Origin of the sequence: Shewanella sp. 10N.286.48.B5, from assembly GCF_002874355.2 — a bacterium.
Taxonomy (GTDB): Bacteria; Pseudomonadota; Gammaproteobacteria; order Enterobacterales; family Shewanellaceae; genus Shewanella.
Map to the genome: position 1 here is coordinate 1,753,637 of NZ_MCVG02000001.1, position 12,003 is coordinate 1,765,639.

The window sequence follows — 12,003 nt, forward strand, 5'->3', positions numbered from 1 at the left end:
TAAGTCACTAAGTCACTAAGTCACTAAGTCAATCGACTTGAATTACCATTAAAAAAAGATTCTATTGTTAAGTTTCCAGTTACGAACTAAATGTCATATATGTAACTTAATCCTTATAATTTAAAAGCTTGTAGCAAGAAAAAAGGCGCCGTAGCGCCTTTTATGCAATGTTTACCGTTGAGGTTATTACTGCTTGTAAATCTTGCCACCTTTCATCACAAACCCCACATCAAGTAACTGTGCAATATTGTCTAACGGGCTTGAATCTAAAGCAATAATATCTGCATACTTGCCTGTTTCTATGGTGCCGAGTTTGTCACTCATATCGATTAAATCAGCAGCATTAACGGTTGCGGACTTTAAAATATCTGCGGTGGTCATGCCAGCTTGATGCATTAATACTGCTTCTTGGGCATTAATACCGTGCTTAGAAACACCACTGTCGGTGCCAAAGGCAATTTTAACACCAGCCTTGTAAGACTTTTCAAAATTGGCAAGCATATCTGCGCCGACACGAATCGCTTTGGCTTTGATGGGCGCTGACATAAAGTCTGAGGTTTCAGCCATATCGACAACTGTAGCACCTGCCAGTAAGGTAGGAACTAAATACGCCCCCGTTTTTTTGAATAACTTGATGGTTTCTTTATCGGCATAGCTTCCATGCTCAACACTATCGACTCCAGCTCGAAGTGCGGCATTAATACCTGCCGTAGCATGTGCGTGACTGGCAACTTTACGCCCTAACCCATGGGCTGTAGCAACAATTTCTTTTAATTCATTATCAGTCATTTGCTGACCAGTACCCGTGTTTGTGTCAGACAACACCCCACCAGTAGAGGCGACCTTAATAGCGTCAGCGCCATATTTTATCGCTTCTCGGGTTATTTTTCGGCATTCAAAAGGCCCATCACAAATCGTCATTGGTGACTTCATTGCTAACAAATCCGGCGCCATGCCATCGACATCTAAATGCCCCCCCGTTATTGAAACACCCGCAGCGGCGATAATACGCGGGCCGTCAATCCAGCCTTTTTCGACCCCGTCACGTAAGGCATACATTTGCTCTGGTTCACTGAGTAAGTCTCGCACCGTAGTAAAGCCCGACATCAGAGTGGTTTTAGCATAATGAACACTTTTCATTGCGATATCTGCATCAGACAGTTTAACCGTATCGCTAATATTATCCGGGCCAAATTCCATTTGTAAATGAACATGCATATCCATCAAACCTGGCATCACAAAGCGATCAGATAAATCGACAAACTGAGCATCACTACCGTAGGTTGAAGCCGCAATAAACCCTTGTTCTACAGCGATAATCTCACCATCTTTAATGACCACTGTCTGCTTTGATAATGGCGCCTTACCCGGCATAGCTAATAGCTCACCTGCATGTATTACTTTGGTGTCAGCGAGTACAGAGTGCGTTAATAAACTGGTTAAAGACATCGCAACTAGCGAGAGACCTTTAAAGAAACTTTTATTGACTGGTGTGGTTGTTAGCATTGTTATAACCATTTAAAAGAGAGTTAATTTGCATTTAATATACTCAATTCACCACAAATGTAAACAACGATTCACATCGGCTTGTCATTTACGCTACATATGGTAATTTACTCACTCGGTGTTTAATGAAATACATGTGTTAGCAAACAAAAACCTGCACAGGACTTTTCTAAAATCGCTAAAAATAACTCAAAAAGGACTAAATTTAGTGAATATATTTAATAAAAGCATGGGCCTATTATTAATTGCCCCTTTTGCGTCAGTGATGGTGTTTGCGCAAGATACTGACTCCACTTTGCAATTAGAAGATGTTTTCAATCTGCAATATGCATCTGGCCTTACTATCAACAACGATGGTGATGAAGTGTTTTTTGTTCGTAACTATATGGACATTCAAACAGATAAAAAACTCGGTAATATTTGGAAGGTCGATAAAAATAAAACGCTCACTCCAGTGACGAATGGACTGCATGTCGATTACTCGCCAACACTGTCACCAGATAATACCAAGTTAGCCTATATTTCTACTGCCAGTGGCGCACCTCAAATCCATATGAAATGGCTAGAAACTGGAGACTCTGCACAAATGAGTCACTTTGCTCATTCGCCAGCTAATTTGTCTTGGTCACCAAATGGTAAGCAACTAGCCTTTACCCGTTTTGTTGCTAGCAAACCAAAATCTGTAGTGTCATTACCGGGCAAGCCAAAAGGCGCTGAATGGGCCAAACCAGCGGTGTATATTGATGATATGTATTACCGCTTTGATGGTGCAGGCTTTAGTAAACCCGGAAATAGCCACATATTTGTGATGTCAGCAGATGGCGGTTCAGCGCGTCAATTAACCTCAGGTGATTATGATCATAATGGCCAATTAAGTTGGAGTCAGGACGGTAAGCAACTGTTCTACTCAAGTAATAAACGCGCAGAAAGTGATTTAGAATGGACTGATAATAATCTGTACCGTTTAGATCTCAATACCAAGCAAGTGACTCAGCTAACCGATAGAGTCGGCCCAGATATCAGCCCAATGGTATCGCCAAATGGTAAATACATTGCTTATTTAGGCGCAGATCAAAACCATAAGAATTACGCGAATACTGAGCTGTACATCATGAATATTGATGGATCAAATAAACGCTCGTTAACCGCTAATTTAGACCGCTCGATTAACAGTATAAAATGGGCTGATAACAGCAAAGCGGTTTACTTTAATTACCATGACCATGGCGAAACTTATGTTGCTTATCAACCCCTTAACGGCAAACGTAAGCTGGTAGCTGAAAATCTTGGTGGATTAGCATTTGGCCGCCCATATACCGGTAGCCAATTTGATGTGGCAGCAGATGGCACCATTGCCTTTACCTATTCAGACCCACAACGTCCTGCTGATGTCGCCATTACTAAAAAAGGCAAAACTAAGCAGCTAACTAGCCTTAGCGATAGCGCCCTTAATTACAAAACCTTGGCCACTATTAAAGAGCTCAATGTTAAATCTTCGTTTGACCAGCGCGATATTCAAGCATGGGTCGCTTACCCACCGGGTTACGAAGCAGGTATAAAAGCCGGTAAAACATACCCGCTAATTTTAGAAATCCACGGTGGACCCGTCACCAATTATGGGCCGCACTTTTCAGCTGAAATACAACTGATGGCGGCAAGTGGTTACGTAGTGGTATACGCTAACCCCCGTGGTAGTGACAGTTACGGTAAAGAGTTTGCCCAAACTATTTATAATAACTACCCAAGCCAAGATTATGATGACTTAATGTCTGTGGTTGATGGTGTTATTGCACAAGATGCGATTAATGAAGATGCATTATTTGTTACTGGCGGCTCTGGCGGCGGCGTGCTCACTGCCTGGATTGTGGGGCACACTGACAGATTTAAAGCGGCTGTGGTCGCAAAACCGGTAATCAATTGGTATAGCTTTGTATTAACAACTGATATCTACCCTTTTGTGATTAAAAACTGGTTCGAGAAAATGCCGTGGGAAGACAGCGCCCATTACATGAAATTATCACCCATCAGCTATGTGGGTAATGTCACCACCCCAACAATGCTATTAACCGGTGAAGCAGATCAACGTACACCTATTGCTGAAACTGAGCAGTTTTATCAAGCGCTTAAATTACGCAATATTGATACTGCTATGGTGCGAATTCCTGATGCGCCCCATGGAATTTATAAAAGGCCCAGTAATTTGATGTCGAAAGTGGCCCATATACTGTGGTGGTTTGAAAAGTATCAAGTTGAAAACTAATACTCAATCAACAAATAAACCACAGTTTAGAATGTCGAAAGTGACTCATATACTGTGGTGGTTTGAAAAGTATCAAGTTGAAAACTAATACTAAATCAACAAATAAACCACAGTTTATAATGTCGAAAGTGACTCATATACTGTGGTGGTTTGAAAAGTACCAAGTTGAAAACTAAATCAATAAACAAACCAAAATTTAGATAATCACTACAACACAATAAAGCCAGTATATTTTGCCCCGCAATATGCTGGCTTTTTATTGATATACCAGAACGATAACCTTCCATACACGCATTCCTTAGCCTAGTTCACCTTATCTAAATGATTTCTGTTGTTCGAATAAACCACTTCAGCCGTATCTTCAGTGCAACTTTCTATAGTTTGGCTATATTTGGGCAGTAATAAACTATGCCAATTCTCATATGATAAGGAACACAGAAGACATATCCACGTACGTTTAGCCATATCGGGATCTCAGTGCCCGATCTTGAAGCCGCGGTAAAGTTTTATACCGAGACATTAGGTTGGTACCTCATTATGGCGCCCACTGAAATTAAAGAAGATAACTCCGCCATTGGTGAAATGTGTACTGATGTATTTGGGAGTGGTTGGGAACACTTTCGCATTGCTCATCTATCCACAGGTGATAGAGTTGGAGTTGAAATTTTTGAGTTTAAAAATCAGCAAAATCCGCAAGATAACTTTGAATATTGGAAAACCGGCGTGTTCCACTTTTGTGTTCAAGATCCTGATGTTGAAGGACTTGCAGAAAAAATTGTTGCTGCAGGTGGTAAAAAACGTATGGCAAAACCACGTTTTTATTACCCAGGTGAAAAACCATATCGCATGATATACATGGAAGATCCGTTCGGGAATATCCTTGAAATATACTCACATAGCTATGAACTAACCTACTCTGATGGTGCTTATAAATAGCGACTATTAAGCTTTAAAAAGACGGGTTATCAGCTGTAATCGTCGACCAATGTAAATAGTACAAATATGCCCCATATATTAAACCTTTAAAATATAGCCATGATGGGGCATGATTGATTTCAGCTGTGAACAGCCTGAATAAGCTTACATTCGCTAAAACTACAATTTAAAGACTTGTATATCTTTCAGATATTGACCTTTTATGTCGGTATTGCCGCCAATCACATAAGTGGTGTCACCGAGTGTGGTCGCTGCATTATGTCTACTGGCTTGATAACCAATATCAATCTTCATCCATTGCTCACTGACAAAATCGTATGCGTAAGTTAATGTCAAATTGTCATAACTGCCAAATACAAACAATTTTTGGTTAACCACTGACATTGAATGGGCACTGATAGCTTCAGGTAAAGCGGGTAATGATTGCCACTTTTTTAATTGCGGATCATACTTTTCAAAAGCAGTTAATGAGGTTTTATTATCATAGCCGCCCACCACATAGATATAACCATCATGAACAACTGCTTTGGTTTCTTTTGCCGTTGGCATATTGGCCGCTCTAACCCAGCGTTGTCTCTCACCATTTAACACAGCGACTAAGCCACTCGGTACTAACTGACCATTTTTAGGGTATGAGCCACCAACAACATAAATATTACCATTTAACAAAACGGCACTATTACGTCTTGTTGGTGCAGGTAACGGCTTGGCAAAGCTAACTTGGTGGGTCACGGTATTAAACACTTCTACGCGGTGTTCAAATCTAAATTTTTGGGCCTCAAAGCTGACACCACCAATAATATAAATTGACTCTTGCCCATCCCAAACCGCAGAAAAATACCTTCTTGGGATGAGTTTATTCGCTAACACCTGCTTTTTACCTGATATAGGCTCAATGATTTCAATGTCGGAAAGAAAACCTGTGCTGTTAGACCCTGCCAATACATAGATGTTTTGACCATCATTGACTGCGGCATGACCAAATCGAGCGCTAGACAACGTAATGGGCTCAGGGTGTAACACAGGAATGCTACTACAACCGCTAAGAATCATTAAAATAAGTATCGGCAGTAATAGAAAATTAATTTTTGGCTTCATCATGTCTTTAATCCATTAAATTATGAAGGCCGTAGAATATTGAAGTATCCTTTCACCGTCAATGAGTTATCTAACTTTCACTCACTTAAATTTAAGCTATTCTGATTATAACCGCTCCTTTATACAACTCCTTATTCAGCTGACTTACAAAATAAACGGCTACCAATATATACTTTGGTATAACAAAATTAAACAATTTGGTAATAATGGTTGCGACTATTGGTAACATGTTATATAAATGTGTCAACCGATTAAAAGAACAACAATTGGTCATACAAAAATTAATGATTTCTTGGGGGGAAATATGAAGCTGAATAAAATAAGTTCGATGTTTACTGGGGCTAGAAGCAAAGCAAATAATATTAGTATTTTTGGCGCAACATTAACGGCAATGTTATCAATGTCGGCAATGGCAGCAGAGCCTGAAGCCCAGACAAATGCAGACGCTAGCGACACAAACGAAATTGAAGTCATTGCCGTTCGTGGCATATTTGGTAGTTTAAAAGCAGCTAATCTACTAAAACGTACCGATGATAGAATTGTTGATGCGATTGTCGCTGAAGATATTGGTAAGTTACCTGATAACAATATTGCAGAAGCGCTACAACGTATCACGGGTGTTTCAATAGCAACAGATTTTGGTGTGGGTGAATCAGTTACCATTCGTGGCGTATCAGAAAACCTTATTTTACTAAACGGCCGTTCTACAGCAGGCCCTGGTCGTGGCGGTATTAATTTATCCGACTTCCCTTCAAGCTTCTTAAAAACAGTTGAAGTCATTAAGTCTCCAACACCTGACATGATTGAAGGTGCGTTAGGTGGTACAGTTAATATGCAAACGGTTCGCCCACTCGAACTGAGTGAGCCATTAGTGGCTATTACTCTTGATGGTGAATACGCAGATAAAACAGAAAATATTGCTCCTAACTTCACATTGGGACTGGGTAATAATTGGGATTTAGGCAGTGCCGGTACGTTTGGTGCTTCTGCTAACTTATCTTACTTAGACCGTGAATTACGCCGTGATGAGTACTTCAATAAAGTTGATTTACTAGACAATATTGATATCAATGGTGATGGCACAGTCGATGATTCTGGCGGACCAAATGGTAAATACCTGCGTAGAACCCAAACAACGGCAGAACAAAAAACAGAAGAACGTGAACGTACAGCTGTGGGTATCTCACTACAGTGGGAACCAGAAAGTGCCAACGCCAATATTTACCTTGATTTAAACGGCACCAAGTTAGACGGTGGTCAATCAGCATATTCAATTCTTGATGTGGGTGGTAGTACTGTTGCTAGAGATGACTCTTACTATGACAGCAATGGCCAACTACACAATTACGATCTAGATGGCGTGTTGGTTATTCCTAAAACATGGAGTGACTTTACCACATCAGACTCAACCTCACATGCCATTGGAGGTGAGTGGTTTCTGTCTGATAATATTGAACTTTCAGCCGAATATTCATTATCAAAGTCAAAAGAAAAACAAACCGCCAATGAATTTAATTTACGTCCAATCGAACGTACAGATCCAACCCTTGACCTAGTCACTCATACCAGCACGAGTAGTTCATTTAGTGGCAGTGGTATCCCAGGTTACACCTATGCTGATAATGGCATGCTAACCAATCCTGATAACTTAGTTTTCCGTGAGTTTTTCCATAAAACCTTAGAAACTGAGAATGAAGAACAAGCACTTCGATTTGATTTTAAGATTTCTGATGTTGGTGTCGATTGGGTTTCAGCTGTTAAAGCAGGTGTACGCTTTACTGACAGAGATTACTCTGCTAACCGTTTTGACCTAAAACCTAATGGCACTACCCTTAAGGACTCATATAAAAAAGCCACCAACGCTGATGGTTTATATAGCCCTATTTGGATTGACAACCCACTGCTTAGCGACAGCATGAATGTGGTTAACATGAGTAACTCATTCGACCAAACAGGCATTGCCGGTCAAAATGATATGTTGACATATAATGTATATGACGCTGACCAATTGCAAAATACCGAACAAACTTATGCGTTAGTTCAACAGATGTTGCAAGATACATCATATGCAATGAACGGTACTTTAGCCGATAATATGGTCGAAGATTCAAGTGCCTATAAAGAGATTAATGAAACAACCAGCGCTATATACGCACAAGTTCACTTAGACTTTGATGATTTAACCGCTGTTGTCGGCGGACGTTATATTCAAACTGACTTAGAATCAAGCGTGGTTGCATCAGTCGATGCCAACGGTAATAAAGTGCTTGATACCGGTAAAAATGATTACACAGATTTCTTACCGAGTTTAAACGTCACATATACCCTAACTGAAGAAACTTTATTACGTTTCGCAGCGGCAAAAGTGATGCGCCGTGCTGACTTTGATGAACTAAGCCCTTCGTTAACTATTGATAACTCTTTAGTGACTGGTACTCAAGGTTCATACGAGTTAGAGCCTTACCGTGTTACACAATATGATCTTTCAGTAGAACATTACTTTGGTAACGGCGGTATCGTTTCAGCAGCATTATTCTACAAAGATGTTAACTCATTTACTCAAACCGACAGTAGCTGTTTAGCTGATGCCAATACGGTTTCAGGACAAAATACCACTGAATGGGGCAACATTTGTTTACTTGATACAGCAGGTCAAAGCCAAGGTGATGTCAACTTTGCTACAGAAGATCAAGGCTTAGCTTATGTTGATGCTCAAAAAGCTGCAGGCCAAACAGGTATTGTGGTCGACACTGATGTTAACGGTGGTAGTGGTAGTGTTCAAGGTATTGAACTAGGTTACCAACAACAATTTACCTCATTACCAGGCTTATGGTCTGGCTTCGGTGTCAATGCCAACTACACCTATGCAGATAGTGAACAACCTGATGGTAACCCATTATTGAACATTTCGGAAAACACCGCGAATGGACAAATTTACTGGGAAAATGAGGGATTGCAATTCCGTTTAGCGTACAACTGGCGTGACCGTTACTTATACTCACAAGCAGAAAAACGTGTTCAAACTGTCGGCGCATTAGGTTATAACGTCTTTAACCAAAATGATCCTACCTCTGTTAATTATGATGCAACTGTTGGTAATAACTACCGTGAAGCACGTGGCCAACTTGATTTCTCAGCAAGTTGGGATATCAATGAGCACTTCACCGTTGTTGGTAATGTGGTTAACCTCACAGGCGAACCAATTGAATACACCACTGAACTGGATTCAGTGTGGAAATACAGTGAAGCGGATCGTCGCTACACTGTCGGTGTTCGCGCTAAGTTCTAATGAGAACATGGTAATGTAGAGCCTATCAGTTGATAGGCTCTTTTCTCATAAAAGACAAATTAAAGGTCACATAGATAATACAAAATGTAGATTAATCAATATTCCGATTAAGACTAAAAGCACTGTTTTATAGACTTTCAGTCTTATACCGAAATATATTTAGCACTTAACTGTTCAGTAATGACACGTTCAATACACAAGCAGAACAGAGCAAGTAGTTGAATAAAAACATTAATGTGATTTAGGTTACACAAAAATTCATTTTCGAGTGTTTTTGCTCAAAATAACAGCCAACCCTTTTTTAGTCACACTTTTGCAAGAGAACAAATAGTGTTTGGTTGACAAAGGTAACGACTATACCTACCATATTGTAATACAAATTGGTAAGTGAGTATTGGGCGATATAAAAGCCTTGTAAACGACATCTAATGTTAAGAAACACGACACGATTAATAGATAAAGAGTTAATTCTTAAATAGAGCTAATAAGTTAACTAGCCTGAGCTCTAGAGCACTTTTTATATAAATAACATTGCCCACCTTCATATTAAGGTGAGCAACTTTCAATTCAGATAAGCATATATCAATATATTTAGGAGTTAGAAATGACAAAACCAGTCATCGGATTCATCGGTCTTGGCCTTATGGGCGGCAACATGGTTGAAAACCTACAAACACGTGGTTACCAAGTTAACGTTATGGATCTTAACCAAGATGCAGTTGATGCAGTTCTTGCTCGTGGCAATGCTACCCAATTCACTTCTGGTAAAGAATTAGCAGCGGCTTCTGATATCGTTCAATTCTGTCTAACAACTTCTGCAGTTGTTGAAAAAATTGTATACGGTGAAGATGGTGTTCTAGCCGGAATGAAAGAAGGTACTACATTAGTAGACTTCGGAACTTCTATCCCTGCTTCTACTATCAAAATTGGTGCAGCGCTTGCCGAAAAAGGCTGTGGCATGATCGATGCGCCTCTTGGACGTACTCCTGCTCACGCTAAAGATGGTCTTTTAAACATCATGGCTGCTGGTGACATCGACACATTCAACAAAGTTAAACCTGTTTTAGAAGAGCAAGGTGAAAACGTATTCCACCTAGGTAAATTAGGTGCAGGTCACACCACCAAGTTAATCAATAACTTCATTGGTATGACTACTGTTACTGCGATGTCTCAAGCATTTGCGGTTGCAAAAGCGGCAGGTGTTGACGGTCAACAATTATTCGACATCATGTCTGCTGGCCCTTCTAACTCACCATTCATGCAGTTCACTAAGTTCTATGCTGTTGATGGCGAAGAAAAGCTAGGTTTCTCTGTTGCTAATGCAAACAAAGACCTTGGTTACTTCTTACAAATGGTTTCTGACTTAGGCACTGAGTCTCCAATCGCTGAAGGAACGTCTAAAGCACTTCAAGCTGGTGTTGATGCAGGCCTTGGTCAAAATGACGTACCTGTTATCTTCGACTACTTCACTAAATTAGAGAAGTAATTCGATATTAACTTATCGTTAGCTTATAAGTTAAACGCTTTATAAACTAAACACTAATAAGCCGTTGAATATCAACGGCTTTTTATTTCAATTAAACTTTCACTCGCTTAATACTACTCGACATTCTTTTCTCTAACTGCCTTTAAAGGTATCACAACTTTCCATATTGCCACTAGCAAATCCAATCTGAAACCATTTCACTCTTTGTGCCGAGCTGCCATGGGTAAAAGAGTCTGGGCTGACATGGCCTTGTGATTGTTTTTGTAAGGTATCATCACCGATAGCGCTTGCTGCAGTTAAGCCCTCTTCAATATCACCCGTTTCAAGTAACTGACGGCTATTATTGGCATGATTTGCCCAAACACCAGCAAAGCAGTCCGCCTGCAATTCCTGCTTAACCGACAGCTTATTGCCCTCAACTGCGCTTAACTTACTGCGAGCGGCATGAACTTCACTGGATATCCCCAGCAGAGTTTGAATGTGATGACCCACTTCATGGGCAATAACGTAAGCTTGGGCAAAATCTCCAGGCGCTTTGAACTGGTTTTTTAATTGCTCAAAAAAACTCAGGTCAATGTAAACTTGTTGGTCTGCAGGACAATAAAATGGCCCCATAGCAGACTGTGCCATACCACAAGCTGATTTTACTGCATCACGAAACAACACTAAACTTGGCTCTTGATAGGTCATGCCCCGCTGCTGAAATAAACTGCTCCAAGTTTCTTCCGTATCAGCAAGAATTACCGCCACAAAATCAACCTGCTCTCTTTCTGCTGCGGTTTCAGTTAATGGCGCGGTAGAAACACCTGTAGAGGTTTCTTGTTGTAGCCCAAGTCCACCTAACATATTACCTAGGTTGCCGGTAAATAATCCGTAAGCGCCCACACCCACAATCAGTATCGCGGTTCCTTTAAACCCAAGCACCTTAAATATCATCGGTAGCAGTTGTAAAATGCCCCCGCCACCTCGGCCAAAGCCACCAGCACCTGAGACTTGCGTATTACGACGATCTTCTACATTGCTACTTTTACGCTTTCCACGCCAACGCATAACGCTACCCCGACATAATATGATTAAACTTGCTGAAAAATGTACTGTGACGACCAAGACATGTTAGCCAGTATGAAGCGATTTGAGCTGTTACTAACATAAGCCCCATATAGGCACTAATAAACATAGCATAGTTTAATTCGCTATGAGCCAGAGTCAGCAATTGGCTCAGCAGCAAGCCGCGCTATTAAAGCATCTATTGAAGTAAGGCAAATAAAGTAATGCTAATAAAAAGAGTAAGAACAGTAAGAAGAGTAAGCTGACATCATATTCAATATTGGTAAGTGATTAATATTGAGTCGATGGTATTTTTAACAGTTTAAATCACACAGGCTTAGTTAACGTTAAACCAAGTACAGTTATGCTCATTTTTTTGAA

General features: G+C 40.4%; 6 protein-coding genes and 1 pseudogene. 4 read left to right on the plus strand and 3 right to left on the minus strand.

Features of this window, described 5'->3' with window-relative positions:
• Nucleotides 1-186 precede the first annotated feature (186 nt).
• Nucleotides 187-1,449: a metal-dependent hydrolase family protein gene (locus tag BCU57_RS07615; RefSeq protein ID WP_102435652.1), complete on the minus strand. Its 1,263-nt coding sequence runs from the start codon at nucleotides 1,447-1,449 to the stop codon at nucleotides 187-189.
• 286 nt (nucleotides 1,450-1,735) lie between these two features.
• Here BCU57_RS07615 and BCU57_RS07620 point away from each other — a divergent pair, with 286 nt between their 5' ends.
• Nucleotides 1,736-3,766 (plus strand): alpha/beta hydrolase family protein, encoded by a 2,031-nt coding sequence (locus tag BCU57_RS07620; RefSeq protein WP_198589888.1) that lies wholly within the window; start codon nucleotides 1,736-1,738, stop codon nucleotides 3,764-3,766.
• Between the two features lie 444 nt (nucleotides 3,767-4,210).
• Nucleotides 4,211-4,702: pseudogene (locus BCU57_RS07625) on the plus strand (lactoylglutathione lyase family protein); the annotation flags it as partial.
• 159 nt (nucleotides 4,703-4,861) lie between these two features.
• Here BCU57_RS07625 and BCU57_RS07630 read toward each other — a convergent pair.
• Nucleotides 4,862-5,803: a Kelch repeat-containing protein gene (locus BCU57_RS07630; protein WP_102435632.1), complete on the minus strand. Its 942-nt coding sequence runs from the start codon at nucleotides 5,801-5,803 to the stop codon at nucleotides 4,862-4,864.
• 301 nt (nucleotides 5,804-6,104) lie between these two features.
• Here BCU57_RS07630 and BCU57_RS07635 point away from each other — a divergent pair, with 301 nt between their 5' ends.
• Both BCU57_RS07635 and BCU57_RS07640 read left to right on the plus strand, forming a co-directional pair.
• The gene (locus BCU57_RS07635) at nucleotides 6,105-9,089 is read left to right on the plus strand and encodes a TonB-dependent receptor (protein WP_102435634.1); all 2,985 of its coding nucleotides are present in this window, start codon (nucleotides 6,105-6,107) and stop codon (nucleotides 9,087-9,089) included.
• 604 nt (nucleotides 9,090-9,693) lie between these two features.
• Nucleotides 9,694-10,575, plus strand: a complete 882-nt coding sequence (locus BCU57_RS07640) for an NAD(P)-dependent oxidoreductase (protein WP_102435635.1) — start codon at nucleotides 9,694-9,696, stop codon at nucleotides 10,573-10,575.
• Nucleotides 10,576-10,707: 132 nt separating this feature from the next.
• Here BCU57_RS07640 and BCU57_RS07645 read toward each other — a convergent pair whose 3' ends face one another.
• On the minus strand, nucleotides 10,708-11,625 hold the full coding sequence (locus BCU57_RS07645; protein ID WP_102435637.1) for a neutral zinc metallopeptidase: 918 nt from the start codon (nucleotides 11,623-11,625) through the stop codon (nucleotides 10,708-10,710).
• Nucleotides 11,626-12,003: the final 378 nt, after the last annotated feature.